The organism is Prosthecobacter sp. (assembly GCF_034366625.1).
GTDB lineage: Bacteria > Verrucomicrobiota > Verrucomicrobiia > Verrucomicrobiales > Verrucomicrobiaceae > Prosthecobacter.
This window is the reverse complement of sequence record NZ_JAXMIH010000024.1, coordinates 179,537-197,070: the sequence shown is the minus strand read 5'-3', so window position 1 is coordinate 197,070 and position 17,534 is coordinate 179,537. Positions and strand designations below refer to the sequence as shown.

The window sequence follows — 17,534 nt, the reverse complement described above, 5'->3', positions numbered from 1 at the left end:
GCTTGGAGAGTTCTGAACTGTCTGACTTCCTATGAGCCAGCTTTTGACACGCAAGATTCATGACTGGTATGCAGGCCTTGCATCCTCAGTTTCCAAGCTCAGGCGCACGGAGAAGCCCCCCGTGGATGCCTTGATCGAACAATGGCAGATTCAAACCGCAGGGGAGCATGTTTTCGACAACCGCTTTGAAGCAGAGGTGCTGGGCACTGCGGAAAACACGACGCGTTACTGGTGGCCGGATGCCTCGGCCTATCGGCTGCGTAACGTCCGGTTGGCAGGCGGGGCGGGGCAGGTGTACTTCCAAAACGGAGAAATCTTCAACGTGGATCCTCTCACGCGCAGGGAGAAGAAGGATCGTGTGCTGCGCAGGCCGGTGCCGGGCATGAGACATGAGGTGAAGGGGCCGCTGCTGCACCTGTGCGGACCGAATTCCGAGAATCACGGCCATTTCATCCTCGATTACCTGCCGAAGTTGATGCCTTTTTTGGAACGTTTTCGTGCCGAACCGCGTGCCCGCATTCTGCTGAGCCCCGGGCGAAAAAAATGGCAGTGCCGTTACCTGGCGCGCTTCGGTATTCCTGAGGATCGGGTGATTGAGGCAGGCTATGGCACGCTGGCTGCGGATGAACTGTGGTATGTGCCGATACTGCATGCGGAGGACGGAGTGGCCAAGTTGTCAGCTCCTAGGAACCATTTCGCGGCCCGAGATGCGCTGGCGGCGGAGCCAGATTCCAAGGACGCACCACTGTGCATATTCGCTTCACGTCTGGATGCACCGAACAAAAAACTGCTCAATGAAGAGCGTCTGGCAGAGAGGGCGCGAGAAATTCTCGGTGACGTCCGCACGATCAAGCTCTCGGAGCACTCACTGGCGGAACAGTTGCGGTTGTTTGCGTCAGCCACCGTCATCATCGGAGCGGTGGGGCAGAATTTGACCGAGGTGCTCTGCGCCACCGGCAAACTGGTACTGGTGATGACTGTGGAGGAAAAAATTCTGCCGGGCAGACGGTCCTGGGGGAGGGCGTACCACAATCTGGCGCTGCTGGGCGGCAACAAGGCCGTGCTGCTGACCCGCGACACGCCGTGGGATGCGGACCGCAACTGGTCGTTCAATGAGGACCGGTTTGCCGACGTGCTGGCGCGTGCGTGGAAGTTGTTTCAACAAGACAGGGCATTTGCTGGGAGATGAAGACACTGGCGGTTTATCACAAGCAACTGGGCGACACGCTGCTGCTTCAATCGGCGCTGGCCAGGCTGGCGCGTCAAGATGGTGAGCCGGTCGGTCTCGTTGCCCGGCCTGGTTTTGCCGATCTCGTCAGCCTCATGCCTGACGTGAGGTGTGTGTCCTGGAGGAACGCACCCGCCGTGGAGCGTCTGCTGGCTTACGACGCCGGTGACCGCAGCTCTTTTGTGAGTCTCTGGTGCCGAGCCCGGACAAAGCACCTGCTGACTTTTAGCAGCTTTTACGTACGCTTCTTTCATCGCTGGATCTTTGATCACATTCATTTGCGCGATCAGGTGCAGATGTATCGGGGGCTCTACTTTTGGTCCATCACACCTGGAGAGGTGGAAGATGCTCTCGAACCGCCAAAACTGAATCAGCCGCCTGAAGACTGGCTGCCCAAGGGGCTGCCAGCCGAACCCTACCTGCTGATCCATGCGACCTCTGCCTGGCAACGCAAGTGCCTGCCTGCACAGTCGTGGCGGCCGGTCATTGAACGAGTCAAACAAATGACCGGACTGCCGGTGGTGCTGACCGGGGGCGCTTCCGAATGGGAGCGCGGACTGTGTGCCGAGATAGCAGACGGAATACCAAGGGTGACCAACTTCGGAGGTCAGACCAATCTGCGGGGCATCATGGCCGTGGCCTCACGGGCGACGCTGGTGCTGGCGGTGGACGGCTTCGTGTCGCATCTCGCTTCCGCATTTCGACGGCCCTGCATGACCCTGTTTGGCCCCACCAATGTGAATCACTGGCACATGACCGCCCCATGGACGTGCGCGGTTTATCCGGGCAATGACCCTGCCGCAGCGAAGGGCCGCAAGATAAGCGACATCACCATTGAGGGTTTGCTGGGACGAACGGAAGACTGGCTGCGGGGAATCAATTTTCCGCCTTGATGAAGCGCACCGCAGAACTGACGACGCCGTTGTTCTCTTTCAGCAGGCGTTTGGTTTCGAGTGAGGATCTCAGGCGCACGTAACGTTTCAAGATGCTGCGGATGAAACGGGCGAAGACATTGTCTCCCTGTGGTGGATAAGGACGCCTCCAGAGGTCTGGGCGGATATTGTTGGCGCGCACATAGTCAATGCCGTCCTTCTGCCAGAAGCGTTTGACAACCTCGATGTAGGAGACGAGACCGGCGGCGTTTTCGGTCATGTAGAACAGTTTTTCCGCCCTGCCGCCGCGGATGAGCTTTCGGATGTGTCCTTCGGTGTGCCAGATGTTGAGCTGAACCTCGGCGCAAAGTTTTTGAAGATAGGTGGTGCGCCAGATGCCGGCATGAAATCCGGCCGACTGCGCGGCATCTGTGATGGGGGCAATCAACGCCGGAGGATCGTTTTCTGGGGCGGGTGCTTTAGGTCGCAGGCAGACCCAGTTGCCATCCTGATTTTTCAGCGGGTGGTAAACATCAGCAAGCCGTTGAACGGGCATCGGCTTGGTGAGCATGAAGTCATCCAGGAAGCAAAAGACGTATTCGGACGGCACTTGGGCAAGCCCTCTGGCGATACCGTCAGTCCAGGAAGTGTCCTCGCCGACTTTGACAGTGATGACGCGAGGATCGTCATACGACAGGTGGTTGGTCAGCAAATAGACGGGAGTGGGAACATCCGGCCAGTGTTTGAAGAGAAAGTGGAAAAACAGCGGCCACATGTCGCAGTATAAGTCGCAGGAAAAGACGGCGACTTTGAGATCTGGGAGATCTGGAGGGGAGGGGGCTGTTGTCTGCATGACGGAATCAGGAGCGGGTCAAGGTCGAGGGGTTTTCTAGGACTGGGTCAGCAGTGTTTCGGCGGTTTGAAAATCCGACTCCGTGTCGATGTTAACAAAGGCGTGGTTCACAATGCAAGCACCCGCATGGGTGCCGTAGATGCTACAGGTTTCCATGAGGCAACTGCGGGTGAAGGCATAGCAGATGCCGTTGCGGTAATAGAGCGGTTCCAATTGCTGCCGGGCGATGATTTGGTGTCCGCGGCTGTCCCAGAGATCGAGTTTTCCCTCGTCGATGCGGAGCACTTTCAAGGGATGGAATTTGAGATCAATGGGCGACACGGTCCACACGGCGTCATGGCCGTCCGCCACCAGTTTGTCGATGCAGGCGTCGATGTCTTCTGGCAGCCGGAGGGGGGAGGTTGGCTGCAGCATGAGAATGATGTCATAACGACAGCCGTCCGCCGCCTCGGCCTGTTCCAAGGCGTGCTGTAGAACCGGGAGATCGCTGATGCGGTCGCCGGAGAGATCATCGGGACGTGGACCGAGGCAGGCAAGGCCATGCTCCGTGGCAATGCGCGCGATTTCCGTGTGATCTGTCGAAACCACGGCACGGTCGATGCGTGGCACCTGCTGGATGACCCGTGCGGTGTGGGCGATCAAAGGCAGACCCGCGAGCAGCTTGATGTTTTTGAGCGGCACGCCCTTGCTGCCGCCCCGGGCGGGCACCACGGCAAGGATTCGAAGGTTTTCGTGCATCAGGAGATGGTGGTGGTGGAGGTGAGGTGTGCGTCGATCTCGTTGCAATCGATGCGCCGGAGACGGTCATGGGGGACCTGTGGGGTGTTCCACCCGCGATCATACGTGAAGGCCGCGCGGATGCCTGCGCCAGCGATGAAGCGGCGGGTGTCCGACGGCAGCGACCACTCGCTGCCATAGGGATAAGCCAGCCATGACGGCGTGATGCCGAGGTCTTGCAGGAAGCGCTTGTTCGTGTCGATGTCTGCGAGCAGACCCGCGTGGTCAAAACGGGAGAAGGGTTGATGAAGATGGCCGTGGCAGCCGATCAAGTGCCCACGTTCGGCCATGGCGCGGATCTCATCACGCGAAAGGTAGGTGCGCCGGCAGAACTCCTCCTCGTCCAGACCGTGGGCAGGCAGCATGCGGGTGGTTACATCGTCCACGCATTCGTACGGCAGGGTGAAGTTGATCAGGTATTTCAGCACCTGATGTTCTGGGGCGTCGAACTGGTAGGTTTCGGTGGCGGCCTTCTGGACGTCCGCAGGAGGCGAGGCGAGCACAGCCTGCCAGTTGGCTGGAAGCAAGCTGGAGAACTGATGCAGAAAATCCTCCGGTGGCGTATGAGCGCGGAGCCAGTGCACCTTGTGAACCGGCAGCGCCCGGCCTTCCAGTGCCGGACGCGAGCAGACAAAGAAGGCGCCACGCAGGCCGAGTCGTTCGAGTTCAGCCGCTGCATGAAGATGGTCGCGGAGGCCGTCATCGTAGGTGAGCAGCACGGAGGAAGTTGCGGGTGGAGCGCCGTTCATCCATGACTCGAACTGGTCAGGTGTGATGATGGGGTAGTGGCTCCTGAGCTTTTCGATTTGATGCAGAAACAGCTCCGGTGTGACCGGGTGGATGCCAGGGTGGGGGATGTTCTCCTTCCCGCGCACGTAGTGATAGGAAATGACGAGGACGCGGGAATTCATGAACGCGCTCCTGTTTTGCCCGATTCGACGGCACGCACCTTCTCAAAGGCCGCCAGCCAGCGCTGGTAGGACTCGCCGTCGGAAGGACCACAAATCTCATGCAGCAGTTCGTCCGCGGCGCTTCTTCTGGTTCCGGGGGATGACAGGGCCTCGGTGAGAGACTGCTCCAGCTCGCGCCGGCTTCGTGGAATCCACGTGCCGCTGCTGCGTATCACGGGGATGACGTGCGTGTAGGTGAAGAACCGCTCCATGAGGTTCGGCTGGCTCTCGTCCGCACCGCACACATAGCCGAGATTGATCACCGGTTTGTGCAGACACAATGAGTCGAGGCACATGGTGGAGAAGACGTTGATGATCACATCGCTGTGCATCAGCGTGGACATGCGCATGCGGTCTTCCTCGGGAGAGGGGATCCATCCCAGCCCGTCCGGCGCTTCATGACCCAGGGGATGCTGGATCGAGATGCTCTGGCGTTCACGCAGCGTGGCGGGAAACGGCACGCGCGGACTGGCACGGAAGAGCAGATGACATGGAAACCCCAGACGATTGTCCCCGATGATGCCAAGAATCTCGTTCACGAAGGGTTCGCATGCCTTGATGCCCGGCGGCTGGCCGTAGGCGTACAGGACGATTTTCGCGGCGGGGTCGATCTGGTGGAGTTGGCAAAACTCCTCCCGCGACAGCGGCGGGTTGCCTTGAAAGTAACAGTCAAACTGCAGCACACCGATCGGATGCACGCGATCCGTTGGAAAATCGTGAATCTCGCAAAAGTCACGCTTGATGAACTCCGACCAGACGAAGACATGGTCGGGAAGGACGGTCATGGGCCCCTTGGATGACGCCTGATCCCAGTTGGGCATGTCGAGAATCAGCGGAATGCCACGACGTTTGACCTCCCTTAGGAAGTCCATCTGTCCGATGAGAATGTTGAAGTAAACGACGTAATCGGGCCGCACCTCGTCGAGGATGGCGGCAATCTCCGTATAGCGCCCAAAGTTCTGCGCAACGCGGCTGATATGCCGCCAGCTCAGCCCTGCCCATTTTAACAGATGCGCGTAACCAAGCCGCACGTCCAGATTCTTGCCCCGCTGCTTCAATTGATGGCGGCGATCCTGCGAGAGCGTGGCGTGAGGCGCATGCACTGTGAGGAGATCTCTGGAAACCACGTGAACACCCTTTTTCAGCGTCCGGCCCAGCCAGTCGCGGGGACGCAACTGGTGGATGTCCAGCAGATGGAATTTGACTCCGGGAAGACGTTCCCGTTCGGCGGGCGAGGGATCCAGGCTTGGCGGCAGCACCACGGTGCATTCAAATCCTTCGTCGCCGGAGATGAGAGGCAGCAGCCTCGAGCGCGTCAGGTGCTGAAACGAGGTGGGGTTCTCGACAAAGAACAGGAGCTTGGGAGGTCTTGCGTTCACGAACGAGGATAAGAAGTGGGGGTGGCGCACGGATGGGAGGTGCTCAGGCGGCCCGGGCCGGTGTCTTTAGGTGAGGCCCAGTCGGCGGCGGTCAGTTGCGTTCAATTTCCAGACATCGGCCAGTTGTTGCAAGTGCCTCAAAAGATCAGGCGGCAGTTCCGCGCCACGACCTTCCACTCCCTTGTTGATGCGAGTGAATTTTCCACTGTTGTGCGGGTCGGAGGCCTGCTCGAGCGCCTGGAGATCACATGGCAGATTCATATGTTCCAGCACTTCACGCACCACCTCAGTCGGGCGGGCGATCATGTCGCTAAACTCGACCCAGTGGGCGTTGACCTTGTCACCATTGGTTTTCCACGACTGGTAGAAGCTGAAATACCAGGGCATATAGGCCCAGGTGATCCAGCGAAGTTGATCTTCGCGCGACCAGTCAAGAAAATCACCTGGCGCGAAGGCCATGGGATTTCGAGTGTGCTTGTGCAGGTGAATGTGATCCAGCAGCGAGAGGACGATGTCAGGCAGGTTTCGGGTCAGGACGACAGGCTGCATCCGGTACTTGGCCAGCAAGGCCACATTGTTGTCACCACCCTGGGTGTGCTGCTGTACCACGGAGAGCTTGCGCACGCAGCGTTCAAGCGCCGGTTCAAAAATGTTCTGTTCATCGTGTCCCATCTGGCAGGTGGCCTTCAATCCAACCCGATGGGTGGCGGCTTCGAGCAAACGTGCCATGTAGGTGGAACCGGATTTCGGCAGGCACGCCAGAAAAATGCAGCGGTTGGCCAGTGCGTCCGGATTTTTGTGACCGCATAGGGTCCGCGTCAGCCGGCCAGACAAGGAGTCCTGGAGAAGAAGTTTTCGGATCTGACGGTTGATCATAATGAATGCGAATGCGGGAGGGCGTTAATAAGGCCTGTCGATGTCTCCATCTCCCTTGGTGACGTACCATTTGTCAGGATCGTCGCCTTGGAGGCGCAGCTCTTCTGACGGCAGGTAATAGGCGAAATTGACGGTCTTGCGGTTCCGGTCAATGGGGTTGAACAGCATGGGGATCGTTTCATAGCCGGGCATTTCATTGCTGATAAAGCCTGCAGCCAGCAAGGCAGGAACATGGAAAGCGCCTGAAAAAAAGAAATCCACCAGATCCACGTCGTTTTTTTCACCATAACCGACCACATGCATGAGGAGGGAGGCCTCGGCGGCGTCGCTTGAAACAAAGTCGATGATTCGAGCGATCCGGTAGCCGGAGGAATCCTCAATGCGTACGATCGCGTAACCCTGGACCTCGCCGTCAGGCCCTCGACACACAAACATCTTATACGGGATCATGGGATGATCGGCATACCGCCAGTTGAGGTAGGAACTGTAGCGGTTGATGGTGATGGGGTATTTCTCCCGGACAGACAGCCAAAAATCGTCCACAGTCTCATCGAAAGAGTCGATCTGAACGCAGGAATTCTGGGAGAATCCGTCTTCCAAGGGTTTCCGTTCTGCCGTGAGCGGGGAGTCCTGTGTTTTTAAGCGCTCAACATGGCCTGGATTGAGCACTTTAAGATAGCGCTTCAGCAGGATGTTGCTCCGCCATCCCAGATTGCGGTAAACCGATGTCATCTCGTCGCTGTGGCCCATGCCGTACACCAGTTTGTCTGGCGCTCGGCCATATTCGATGAGCGCCACCCCCAGGCCGACTTTGCGCAGTTCTGGATCCACCCGAATGTTGGCGTAGCACCACGCAAAAAGGTCGCGCCCAAAAAAATTCAGGCTGAGGGGAACGGAGCCGAGGACTCCTTTCAGTTCCCCGGCCAGATCAATGAGAAACAGCGAGGACGGGCTGCCATTGTGGCGATGCTGCCAGTCAACAAAGCGCTTGTTGGTAAAAATATAATGTGGTCCATACATCCGCTGGACCATCTGCTTGAATGACCGCCAGTCCCTGTCCTCATAGCGGCGCAGATATTTGTCATATTTCAATTCCTTTGCCCTCCAAGATGGCTTTGATGGAGCGGTAGGAGGTCATTCGCAGCAGCTCGGTCTCATCAAAGCTGACGTGATATTCCTCCTCCAGATTGGTCACAAGCTGCAGATAACCAAAGGAATCCCAGCGCTCGATGTTTTCTGCGGAGGAGTTTTCGTTGATGGAGTCGGCGGGAACCTTGAAGGTCTCGGCCATTACGGTTTGGAGCCTGGTATGCATTCTTTCGGCAGTTTGGTTAGATAATAGTCCTTCAATTCCCGGTACAAGACCTTTTTGGTGGGGCCTTTGGGCAGGGAGTCAAGATTGGGCAAATGGTCGATGATGTAAATCTCCCGCGCCTGTTTGAAGTGAGCGATCTTGCCGGTGCAGAAGGCGGCGAGTTCATCCGTGGTCGCCTGCGCATCATCATGAAGTTTCACAAACGCGACGATGGCCTCTCCGAGCAAGGAATCGGGCACACCGATGACGGCGACTTCGGCGACAGAGGGATGTTCGAAGATGACGTTCTCGAGTTCGGCAGGGTAGATATTTTCACCGCCACGGATGATCATGTGATCCTTTCGAGAGCCAAAATAGAAAAAGCCGTCCTTGTCCATATGGCCAAAATCACCGCTGTGGAACCAGCCGTTGGCAAAGGAGATGCGGTTGCGTTCAGGGAGGCTGAGATATTCGTTGGCGACATTCAGACCCCGCATGCAGATCTCGCCCTCGGTGCCGGGGGGCACCTCGGTGCCGTTGTCGTCGAGCACGGCCATCTGGTTGCATGGCAGCGCCTTGCCAATGGAGCCGGGCTTCCTGTTTTTCGCCGGATAGTCACTGAATGAGGCGTAGGCGGTGGATTCGGTGAGTCCGTAGCCTTCGAACACAGGCACCTTGAAACGATCTTCAAAAGACTGCTGCAAAGCCTTGGTCAATGGCTGGCCGCCGCAGATGATGCCTTCCAAGGAGTGATCTTTCCGCTCGGATTTTAAGCTCAGCAGAATGGAAAGGATCGCGGGCATCACGCTGGTCCATGTCACCTCGTACTTCTGGATGAGCCCCCAGAAGGACATGAGCGAGACCTTACCCTTGGTCAAAACGACCGAACCGCCCGCGTAAAGGGGCGTCATCAGGGTCACAATCTGGCCGTTGTTGTGAAACATCGGCAGGATGGTCATGGTGCGGGTGGCAGAACTGAAGCTGAGTCGTTCTGAAAGAGCCTTCGCATCAGCCAGCATGCTCATGTGGGTCAGCACCACACCCTTGGGATTTCCGGTGGTGCCGGAGGTGTAGATGATGATGCCGATGTCTGTCGCACCAAAGTCTTCCGGCACAAGCGGCGCATCAGTCGCGTGCTGCAGAGGCAGGAACTCGGGATAACGTCCGGCGTCGCAGACCTGGGTCGAAGCGGAGATCATGCCGGCGAGTTCAGATGCCTTGTGCTGATAGCCGGGATCGTAAAAGACGATGCGGGACTCCGAATTGTTGATGATGAAGCTCATCTCCTTCGGCGCCAGATCCTCGTTGATCGGCACGACGACGATTCCCAAAGACAGGGCTGCGAAGTAGAGCAGAAGAAACTCGGCGCAGTTGGGAATGATCAGATTGATGCGGTGCCCCTTCTTCAATCCTCGGGCCTGTAGAAACCGGGCAGTCCGCAGCACCAGCTCATGAAACTCAGCGTAGGAGTATTCTTCCTTATCTGCTCCAGGGCAGATGAGAAACGTCTTGGTTGGAGCCGCCTTGGCCTGGAAGGCGAGGAGGGTGCCGACATTGGCATGATCAATCTGAAAGTCGCCGGGCAGGCGCTGGTGGGGCACTAAATGATCGTGGCGGCTCATAGGCGATAGCGAAATTGGCGGCACTACTTTTTAACCATGCAATCTACGGCATGCTTGTGAAGAGGATTAGATGGGGGTCAGTTTGTTGAGCGCGTCGCTGTAAATAGAGGACGTTTTTTCCTCAATGCGGCGAATTGTGGAATCGTCAAGCAAATGCCGGCGCTGTGCGGTCTCCTTGATCACGCCGTGGCTCACGTGATCGACTGAAAAACTGGATGCGGCACGAATGGGCATGCCATTGAAGGTGGGCTCCAGCACCGTTGGATGGTAGCTCAAGCCGGTGTTGCGGCAGATGGAGCGCATCACTTCTTCGGTGCGGGTCACCAGGTCCTCAAAGGTGTAAAGCAAAGTCTGCTGCGGCTTTTTGCCGCGCGATTCAAGGATGGCCTCCGTGGAGGCTGTCCACTGGTGGAGGCCATCTTCCAGGTTGCCAAACTTCTGAGGCATGTACTTGGAAGCCGAAGCATACCAGCTGCATGGATCACGAACGATGAAAATCACGCGTCCATCTGGATAATCCTGCCAGTATCTTTCCATGCTTGCAGGCCTTGAAGACAGGCTGGGTACAAAGCCGGAAACGTATTTTTTGGCGCCATGTAGATTGCGATTGTCGAGCCATCCGTTGAAATAGGCGGTGAAATACGAATCCAAAACGTCGCGCTGAGCAGGGCTGGGCTTGGAGCCCAGGTCGGCGAGAAAAGCCCGACGCATGATGCTGGGCAGAAAAAGGCAGCGAAAGGTCTCTTTCTGTTCGCGGGTTTTGATGTCCTTACGATAGCCGTTTTGCAGGAAGAACCGGGTGTTTTCCTCCCATATCTCGCCGAACAGTTTTCCCGGAGATTCCTTGGGGTCGAGCTGCGGCCAGTCCTCTTTTTTCGGCCGGCCAATTTTCAGTTCGTGAGGATGGGCGTGCAGTTCAGGATGGGCATCGAGCAACTGGCTCAGCAGTGTGCCGCCGGAACGCTGCACCTGCGAGATGAGAAGCAAAGGCTGTCTGACAGGGACCAAGTAGGTTAAAACCGCCTCGGTCAGATGCTTGCGCTCTCTGATGCCCTGGGTGAGCTTTTGGATCATTTTCTTCATCGCAGTAGCACTTCAAGGGACTGCTCAAGTTTCATGAACGTCGAGACTCGGGGCGGGGATGGTGACGCGGGAAAACATATGCTGACGATCCCAGTGGATCACGGCCTGCGGGAGCAGCGCTTTGATCGCATCACGCGTGCCGATGCGGCAGTCGAGGTAGGCGGTGAAGGGCTTCTTGTTCCATTCCGCCACGTCAAGAATGTCGCCATCAAGGTAACGCGGATCCTCCTTCTGGCTGGGAATCTCTGGGCCGTCGATGAAGACGAGGCCGTATTCATGCTGTGGCTTGTTCACGTAGCGGCGTGCGATGAAACCATTCACCTCACGGTCCTCGGTCGGGGAGAGGATCAACTGCACGCAGTCGTTCAACTCCGCAGGAAGCAGCTTTTTCAGATCCTCGTAGTAGAAGGGTATGTCTTCCATAGTCACCACCTGGCAGGCATGACCCGAGGCACGCAGTTTTTTGGCGGCGTAGCCCATGACGATGGTGCTCACACCGGGACCGAGTTCGAGCACGTATGCCGGTTTCTTCCGCAGGATGTGCGAGTAGAGCAGGTACATCTCATGAAACGTGCAGCCGGTGGACGAACTCGCCTTGCAGATCGGATCGAGTACGGCCCACAACTCCCGGTCGGCCTTCAGGCGTCGCATGCCGTGGACTTCCTGAAGGTATTTGCGGAGGCGACCGAGCCTTTCGTATTTGGGATACTTCATGTGGGAGAGGGCTGGCGCTTCGGAAAGCTTACAGAGGATTGGAGGCTTCCAGAATGATCGTGTCGGTGAGATTGAGATTGGCGAGGACGGACGTGTAGGCCGCGTCGAGTTGTTCGTCGCGCAGGAAGGACCAGTTCAGGTGTCCGCCAGGCTGGCCGTTGGACAGCCAGTGCAGGTGGTTGGCGAGCGGATAACGCTGGTAGCCACGAATCACGGGGTTCACGAATCCTGCCTCACGGGCGAAACGCTCCAAAGTCACGCGGCTGTGGAGGATGATGTGCTCGCTCCAGAAGGTGTGCTTCATGAAGGCTTCGCAGGCCAGGAAGCTGATGAGGAAGTCGCCGCTGTGCGGAACCTCGATGAGCACTTTGCCGCCTGGACGGATGCGGCTGCGCACGAGTTTCAGGAATTCGACCGGATCGGTGATGTGTTCGTAAACATGAAACAGGGTGGCGACATCGCAGGAAGCCTCCGGCACTTCCTTGATGTCTGCTTTGACGTCCAGCCCCAGATTTTCGGCAAGGCCACGGGCCAGCCGTTGCGGCTCAACCCCGACGGCTGACTTGGCGTAGGCGGAGAGTTTTTTGAGCGATCCGCCACCACCACAGCCCACGTCGAGCAGGGTCTTGTTGCGCACGAGATCCTTGAACATCGCTTCGCGGCGGCTGTCGTCGATCTCGGTCTTGAGAACAGCGGACTGCACGGAGTCGGCGTTGTAGTAGGAGAGGACTTCCTTCTCCTGATAGTGGCTGATCTCCATGTGATCCGTGCGGCTCAGCAGGATGGCACCGCTTTTGTTGCAGCGCAGCACGGCGATGTCGTCACGGTCGCGGACGCGGTCGAAAATCTGCACGAATGAACCTGGAGCGCTCAGATCGAGCTGAATCAGAAGGTCTTTGATCCGGTTTTGTGTCATAAAAGAGCTAGAAGGGGCGGCAGTTCATCCAGGCGGGTTATAACCATGGCCGGAGGACGAGTAAAGTGTGAAGTCGGCCCTTGGACGGCGATAAACGGGCAGTCGAATGCGGTGGCCGCTTCCGCATCGTGGTCGTCGTCTCCCACCATGAGCACGTCTCGGTGCTGCACTCTTGTTTGTGCGGCGGCGGTCTGCAGGTTTTCCAGCTTCCCCGGCGGGAAGCCAAGCACGCCCGTGAACAGGTGACTCCAGCCACGGCGCTCGATGATTTCGACCGCCGCCTCACCGGCGGTGGCGGTGTTGATGAAGAGCTTGTGGCTTGCGGACAGTTGTTGGAGCGTTTGTGCAGCCCCGGTGATTTCGGGACATGAGACGGCGCCGTCGATGCAGAAGCGATTGTAGCGGGCGGCAAGTTCAAGCACGCGCTCCTCGGTTGGTTCGCAGCCGGGCTCGCTCGCAGCGTGCAGTTGCTCCAAAACGAGGCGGATGACGACAGTGCGAAAGGCTTTGCGATGTGTCTCCAGCACGCGGGCCACCGTTGCCGTGCCCGTATTGAAGCCGGCGAACACATGGTCGAAACCCTGGCGCTTCACCGGGTTGGAATCGATCAGCGTACCGTCCAGGTCGAAGGCGATGACGGAGACCGGCATGGCTACGCGTCCAACTGATAGCGGCCCCACTGCTTGACAACCGTCTTGCGGAAGTCGCGGCCGCGCTCGTTGATGAGCTTGTCTTCGTAGAAGGAGTCGTCGTTGTGATGAGTGGTGGAGACTTCCTCGAAAATGACGCCGGTTTTGGACGAAAAGCTGTGCCAGGCACCTTGGGGAATGAGATACAGGTCACCTGGATAGAGCACGCGCAGACGGCCCTCCAGCACGAGTTCGAGCTGGCCGGCCAGCACATGGAAAGTCTCTTCTTTCCGTTTGTGAAAGTGGTTGGGGTGCGCCTGTCCGGGCAGTTGGATGACCAGCTTCTTGCAGTACTCGCGGTTGATGCAGTCAATCAGCACGGCGCCGGTTTCAGCGAAGTTTTCGATGCCGTAGTGATGTGAGAACTCGAGATTGAAGTCCACCGGAAGGAAGATGCGTGCCTCATTGAGCATGCTCTTGATCTCGTGGATGGCGTCGATGAGGCGGTGCTTCGGCGGCAACGGTGGCCGCTGGAGGATTCCCTCCATGACCGCCCCATCTTTGACCACAGGCTGAAGCAGGGTGATGCCGGGCTTCCAATGCTCGCTGGTCAACTGGCCTTCCGTCATTGGCATGGCGAAATAAACCGCATCGGATGCCAGCGCATCTCCGGTTTGCAGATCCCGGACGGCAAACACGCCGCGCTTCAGTGATTTGAGGGACTCTTGTTCGGATGCGATCGAGATCGGGCGTGTGACGGCGCCGCACATGACACGCGCGTCTTCCGCTGCGGCGATCCAGGCGTCTGTTTGATCCGGGGTGGAGGAATAGGCATTGAGCTGGATTTTATCCGTGACGACACCGATGTGACGCTCCAGCATTTCCGCACCTTTGGCCACGGCAACCATCACCGGACGCGTGTCTGCGGGATCTTCATGCGTGGAGAAACCGACGGTGATGCGTGGATGACGCTGCTTCAGCGTGGAAACCTGGTTGAGCTGGAGATGTTCCGGCGGGGTGGGATAGACCGACACGCAGTGCATGAGGGCGAAGTCCACGCTGCGGTGCTCGAGGAAACTGACCACGTCATCGATTTCGGCAAGGGTCAGGCCGCCGGTGGAGACGATCACGGGCCGGTTGTAACGGGCGGCTTTTTCCAGCAGAGGCCAGTCACGTGCGGAGCAACTGGCGATCTTGATGATGGAGATGTCGAGTTTCTCGATGAGATCGACCGACTCTTCATCGAACGGAGTCGCCATGGTGAGCATGCCGGCCTCACGGACGGCGGTGGTCAGCCGGGCAAAGTCATCATCGCTCAGCGCATTGGCCAGAAAGCGCGGGATGTGCTTGTTCGTGGAGCCGGATTGGTGAGCCGGGTGGATGAAGGTTTCAAAATGACGAAATTGAAACTTCAGCGCGGTCTTCACACCATGTTTGGCCACGGCCTGGCCGTGCTCCTGGATGATGCGCAGGCCATGATCCACCTGTCCTTGGTGGTTGTTGGCCATGTCCAGGACGTAAAGGCCGCGAAAATCGAATCGGTTCTGCATGCAAATGAGTTCTCGTGGGTGAATCAGACGAATCGGAGCGACTCCAGGCTGTAATCCGGAGGTGTTGGCAGTACCATTCTGCGGCCTGTGGCGTGGGAACGGTGGGCGGCGGCAACCACCATCATGGTGTCGAGACCAAAGTCGAGGTCGAGGGGACTGACGGGGGCTGCGGCATTCAGGGAGGCGTCGATGTGCTTCAGTTCCTCGATGAAATCATCCGGCCGGGCCTTCGCCACGGTGGTTATCACGGGATCCTTGCCGGTGAGGTGCAGGATCAGCGCATCGCCCGCCTTGCTGTGGTTCACATGATTCGTCAGCGTGCCTTTGCTGCCCTGAATGATGGCCACCTTACGCACGGGCTGCGTTACAACATCTTGAATCACTCGTCCGCAGAAGCCTTTGTCGGTGATCAGATGCAGCGAGCACAGCTCATCATAGTCCACGCGCTCGTTGGTCACGTAGCGCATGAGGGCGTCCACCTGCGTGACACGGCCAAAGTCAAAGCTGCGTGCAAGATGCTGCCAGAGATTGAGCGCGTGGGAATGTTCGCCACTGGCGCCGCCCCCCTGCTTCCAGAAGCCCAGATAGCTGTCGTGAGGTCCGGCAAGCCACGGGTGTGCGGCAAAAATACCGCCCCAAAACTCGCGGAATTCCACGTCGAGGGTGAGTACATCGCCGATGACGCCTTCCTTCACCATCTCGACGGCCTGGCGGGCGGATTTGCCCACCACATGGTCGTAACCGACAAACACCTTCACTCCATTGTCATTCGCTAGCCGCCTCAGTTCAGCCGCCGAGGCCATATCGGGCATGCAGAGGGGTTTTTCGACCTGGATCGCCTTGGGTTTCTCCTTCAGCGCTTTCAAAGCCAGTGGAACATGCGCGGCAGGAGGGGTTCCCACGCAGATAAGGTCGAATCCTCCCTCCGGTTCATCCTCGGAGGTGTGGAGTGTGATGCCATCATCCCAACGGCCATAGCGAGAGGGGTAGATGTCCTCCCGCATGCGGCGCAGCGCCTCGCGGTCACGGTCCACCACGCAAACGCTCATGCCGAGTGTCCGGGCCGCATTGGCCAGATGGTTGCCGATGGAGCCTGCGCCGTAGATTTTGATTCGAGATAAATTCATGGAATGGAAGCGGTGACTTTACCCGCATGAGACGCTCATCAACTTGGAACTCCAATATTTCGCAATGAGCGGGCGTCCTGTCAGCTCACTGACAAAGGCCAGCTTGGAATCAATGACCACAGGATCCAGGCCGGGGAAGCGCTGGTGCTGGTAGGTGTTGCGCGGTTTCCAAGGTTTGATGAATCGTGGATAACGGGAACGGATGGCCCGCTTTAACCTCTCGGACACCCCGCGTCTCGCGAATAAAGCGAGCGATGCGATGGCCGTGGTCGCAGGCAGTTCGTCTTCAACACTGGCCACGAGGCGGGCGAGCTTTTCAAAGCTCTCCGTGGACTGCTCCACATTGTCGATGAGGCTTTTCATCAGTGCCAGAGCTTCGGGGGTGAGAGTGGTGTGTGGAGGTTCTTCGAGCGTCAGGGCGGTGCTCAACCTGGCGATGACATCGTCCTCTGCCTCACAGCGTTCACCGACGAGGTTGGGAATTCTGCGCTCGAATCGTTCATCATGCAGCGGCTGGTAGTTGAGCACGTAGGTGCCGCACAGCCAGCCTTCGATGCCGGTGGTGCAGCCGCAGTGGATCAGGGCGTCTGCCGCGCGCAGCCAGGCGGTGAGGGAGCCGTGCACCTGGATCTCCGCTCGCGGGATGTATTTGAGGATGGCCTGATAGATGGCGTGGCCCTCGCTGGGGTGTGGGCGCAGGATGATCTTGTGGTCAGGGAAGCTATCGCTGAGGCGGCTGACGAGGCGGATGAAGATGGCCAGCTTCTGCTGGTGGTAGGCGAACTCCTGGATCAAGGGCGACCGCAGCGGCGAGTCCGGCGTGACGTGGTAGCGCTTGAAGAAGTACTCCGGCCCGGTACCAAAGTTTCCACGGGTGAAATTGGTGCTGACCAGAATGAACTTCCCGTGCTGGCGTTTCAGATCATTGATTTCGTTTTGATACAATGGGAGAAAACGGTCATGGCACAGGCTGAAGCGTGGATGGCCCGTGAGGGCGATGTTTTTGTCACAGGCGGGCTTCAGATCATGGTAGAGCTGCTCTTGAAACGTGCCCCAGGCGCAGGCGTGGTCTTCCGCGTTGAGCCAGCGCGGGTCAAACTTGCGGATCATGTCCTCCTTCCAGTCGTTGGGACCGCCGGCAAAGATTGCCCCCTCTTCATCAAGGTAAATGACACGGCAGTGGTTTTGCTTCAGGTCGTCGTAGCACACCCGCAGACGGGTGGGGGACACATTGAGGACGTTCTTGCCGACGTAGAGGCCGTGCCGCAGCCGTTTGCCCAGTTCGTAAATGTCCGTGTGGTTGCCCAGGAAGATCTGGTTTCCCGGCCTTGCGCAGTAACCGGCCAGCACCAGCTTGAAATCCAGCTCGCGGCTGATGGTTTCGACCGGGAACAGCAGTGCTTTTGTGCCGGGTTGCAGAAAGTCCGCATGAAAAAGTCGGGCGGCGAGGCCCGGCGTCTGGTCGGTCGATGGCGATGGTTGCTGTCTGTCCAATGCGGGAGAGCGGATGGGCCGGAGGAAGGCTGGCACGACTGGTAGCGTCGTTTCATCTGCTTGCAAGCCGTCTGGCTGACGCCTCTGCCGCGAATCATTTCACCGCCCGGTTTCGTGTTGCGAAGGCAGGGCTTCGCCGCCAGTCTGGTGCATCATCACCGAACTCGAGC

General features: G+C 58.2%; 17 protein-coding genes. 2 read left to right on the top strand and 15 right to left on the bottom strand.

Going from position 1 to position 17,534, the window contains the following annotated elements:
- Positions 1-31 precede the first annotated feature (31 nt).
- Complete coding sequence (locus U1A53_RS24315; protein ID WP_322284476.1) at positions 32-1,189, top strand: glycosyltransferase family 61 protein; 1,158 nt, start codon at positions 32-34, stop codon at positions 1,187-1,189.
- Positions 1,186-2,121, top strand: coding sequence for a glycosyltransferase family 9 protein (locus tag U1A53_RS24310; RefSeq protein WP_322284475.1), 936 nt, complete (start codon positions 1,186-1,188; stop codon positions 2,119-2,121). Before U1A53_RS24315 ends, U1A53_RS24310 begins: the two co-directional genes overlap by 4 nt.
- Here U1A53_RS24310 and U1A53_RS24305 read toward each other — a convergent pair.
- The 15 genes from U1A53_RS24305 to U1A53_RS24235 form a co-directional block, all read right to left on the bottom strand.
- Positions 2,105-2,953 carry a hypothetical protein gene (locus tag U1A53_RS24305; RefSeq protein WP_322284474.1) on the bottom strand — a complete coding sequence of 283 codons (849 nt, stop codon included), beginning with the start codon at positions 2,951-2,953 and terminating at the stop codon, positions 2,105-2,107. The two genes, U1A53_RS24310 and U1A53_RS24305, sit on opposite strands and share 17 nt — an antisense overlap.
- A 36-nt stretch (positions 2,954-2,989) precedes the next feature.
- Positions 2,990-3,691 carry an acylneuraminate cytidylyltransferase family protein gene (locus tag U1A53_RS24300; RefSeq protein ID WP_322284473.1) on the bottom strand — a complete coding sequence of 234 codons (702 nt, stop codon included), beginning with the start codon at positions 3,689-3,691 and terminating at the stop codon, positions 2,990-2,992.
- The gene (locus tag U1A53_RS24295; RefSeq protein WP_322284472.1) at positions 3,691-4,641 is read right to left on the bottom strand and encodes a polysaccharide deacetylase family protein; all 951 of its coding nucleotides are present in this window, start codon (positions 4,639-4,641) and stop codon (positions 3,691-3,693) included. Before U1A53_RS24295 ends, U1A53_RS24300 begins: the two co-directional genes overlap by 1 nt.
- Positions 4,638-6,059 (bottom strand): hypothetical protein, encoded by a 1,422-nt coding sequence (locus U1A53_RS24290; RefSeq protein ID WP_322284471.1) that lies wholly within the window; start codon positions 6,057-6,059, stop codon positions 4,638-4,640. The genes U1A53_RS24295 and U1A53_RS24290 overlap by 4 nt, the downstream gene beginning before the upstream one ends.
- Before the next feature lie 66 nt (positions 6,060-6,125).
- Positions 6,126-6,935 carry a sulfotransferase domain-containing protein gene (locus U1A53_RS24285; protein WP_322284470.1) on the bottom strand — a complete coding sequence of 270 codons (810 nt, stop codon included), beginning with the start codon at positions 6,933-6,935 and terminating at the stop codon, positions 6,126-6,128.
- Between the two features lie 24 nt (positions 6,936-6,959).
- Positions 6,960-8,027 (bottom strand): hypothetical protein, encoded by a 1,068-nt coding sequence (locus tag U1A53_RS24280; protein WP_322284469.1) that lies wholly within the window; start codon positions 8,025-8,027, stop codon positions 6,960-6,962.
- Positions 8,017-8,226, bottom strand: coding sequence for an acyl carrier protein (locus tag U1A53_RS24275; protein WP_322284468.1), 210 nt, complete (start codon positions 8,224-8,226; stop codon positions 8,017-8,019). Before U1A53_RS24275 ends, U1A53_RS24280 begins: the two co-directional genes overlap by 11 nt.
- Positions 8,226-9,851: a class I adenylate-forming enzyme family protein gene (locus U1A53_RS24270; RefSeq protein ID WP_322284467.1), complete on the bottom strand. Its 1,626-nt coding sequence runs from the start codon at positions 9,849-9,851 to the stop codon at positions 8,226-8,228. Before U1A53_RS24270 ends, U1A53_RS24275 begins: the two co-directional genes overlap by 1 nt.
- Positions 9,852-9,917: 66 nt before the next feature.
- Positions 9,918-10,934 (bottom strand): sulfotransferase, encoded by a 1,017-nt coding sequence (locus U1A53_RS24265; RefSeq protein WP_322284466.1) that lies wholly within the window; start codon positions 10,932-10,934, stop codon positions 9,918-9,920.
- 24 nt (positions 10,935-10,958) lie between these two features.
- Positions 10,959-11,648 carry a hypothetical protein gene (locus U1A53_RS24260; protein ID WP_322284465.1) on the bottom strand — a complete coding sequence of 230 codons (690 nt, stop codon included), beginning with the start codon at positions 11,646-11,648 and terminating at the stop codon, positions 10,959-10,961.
- 28 nt (positions 11,649-11,676) lie between these two features.
- Positions 11,677-12,564, bottom strand: coding sequence for a class I SAM-dependent methyltransferase (locus U1A53_RS24255; RefSeq protein WP_322284464.1), 888 nt, complete (start codon positions 12,562-12,564; stop codon positions 11,677-11,679).
- A complete protein-coding gene (locus U1A53_RS24250) occupies positions 12,561-13,214 on the bottom strand; it encodes an HAD hydrolase-like protein (RefSeq protein ID WP_322284463.1) in 654 nt (217 codons plus the stop codon). The genes U1A53_RS24255 and U1A53_RS24250 overlap by 4 nt, the downstream gene beginning before the upstream one ends.
- 2 nt (positions 13,215-13,216) lie before the next feature.
- Entirely contained in the window at positions 13,217-14,743 is a 1,527-nt protein-coding gene (locus tag U1A53_RS24245; protein ID WP_322284462.1) for an N-acetylneuraminate synthase family protein, read from the bottom strand.
- 23 nt (positions 14,744-14,766) lie between these two features.
- A complete protein-coding gene (locus U1A53_RS24240) occupies positions 14,767-15,870 on the bottom strand; it encodes a Gfo/Idh/MocA family oxidoreductase (RefSeq protein ID WP_322284461.1) in 1,104 nt (367 codons plus the stop codon).
- 18 nt (positions 15,871-15,888) lie between these two features.
- A complete protein-coding gene (locus tag U1A53_RS24235) occupies positions 15,889-17,400 on the bottom strand; it encodes a surface carbohydrate biosynthesis protein (protein WP_322284460.1) in 1,512 nt (503 codons plus the stop codon).
- Between the last annotated feature and the right edge of the window lie 134 nt (positions 17,401-17,534).

What these genes read in the sequence shown, in the direction of transcription:
- U1A53_RS24315 (WP_322284476.1), top strand. Translation starts at nt 32, where the DNA reads ATGAGCCAGCTTTTGACACGCAAGATTCATGACTGGTATGCAGGCCTT.
- U1A53_RS24245 (WP_322284462.1), bottom strand. Translation starts at nt 14,743, where the DNA reads ATGCAGAACCGATTCGATTTTCGCGGCCTTTACGTCCTGGACATGGCC.
- U1A53_RS24255 (WP_322284464.1), bottom strand. Translation starts at nt 12,564, where the DNA reads ATGACACAAAACCGGATCAAAGACCTTCTGATTCAGCTCGATCTGAGC.
- U1A53_RS24305 (WP_322284474.1), bottom strand. Translation starts at nt 2,953, where the DNA reads ATGCAGACAACAGCCCCCTCCCCTCCAGATCTCCCAGATCTCAAAGTC.
- U1A53_RS24265 (WP_322284466.1), bottom strand. Translation starts at nt 10,934, where the DNA reads ATGAAGAAAATGATCCAAAAGCTCACCCAGGGCATCAGAGAGCGCAAG.
- U1A53_RS24285 (WP_322284470.1), bottom strand. Translation starts at nt 6,935, where the DNA reads ATGATCAACCGTCAGATCCGAAAACTTCTTCTCCAGGACTCCTTGTCT.
- U1A53_RS24310 (WP_322284475.1), top strand. Translation starts at nt 1,186, where the DNA reads ATGAAGACACTGGCGGTTTATCACAAGCAACTGGGCGACACGCTGCTG.
- U1A53_RS24275 (WP_322284468.1), bottom strand. Translation starts at nt 8,226, where the DNA reads ATGGCCGAGACCTTCAAGGTTCCCGCCGACTCCATCAACGAAAACTCC.
- U1A53_RS24240 (WP_322284461.1), bottom strand. Translation starts at nt 15,870, where the DNA reads ATGAATTTATCTCGAATCAAAATCTACGGCGCAGGCTCCATCGGCAAC.
- U1A53_RS24250 (WP_322284463.1), bottom strand. Translation starts at nt 13,214, where the DNA reads ATGCCGGTCTCCGTCATCGCCTTCGACCTGGACGGTACGCTGATCGAT.
- U1A53_RS24260 (WP_322284465.1), bottom strand. Translation starts at nt 11,648, where the DNA reads ATGAAGTATCCCAAATACGAAAGGCTCGGTCGCCTCCGCAAATACCTT.
- U1A53_RS24295 (WP_322284472.1), bottom strand. Translation starts at nt 4,641, where the DNA reads ATGAATTCCCGCGTCCTCGTCATTTCCTATCACTACGTGCGCGGGAAG.
- U1A53_RS24270 (WP_322284467.1), bottom strand. Translation starts at nt 9,851, where the DNA reads ATGAGCCGCCACGATCATTTAGTGCCCCACCAGCGCCTGCCCGGCGAC.
- U1A53_RS24300 (WP_322284473.1), bottom strand. Translation starts at nt 3,691, where the DNA reads ATGCACGAAAACCTTCGAATCCTTGCCGTGGTGCCCGCCCGGGGCGGC.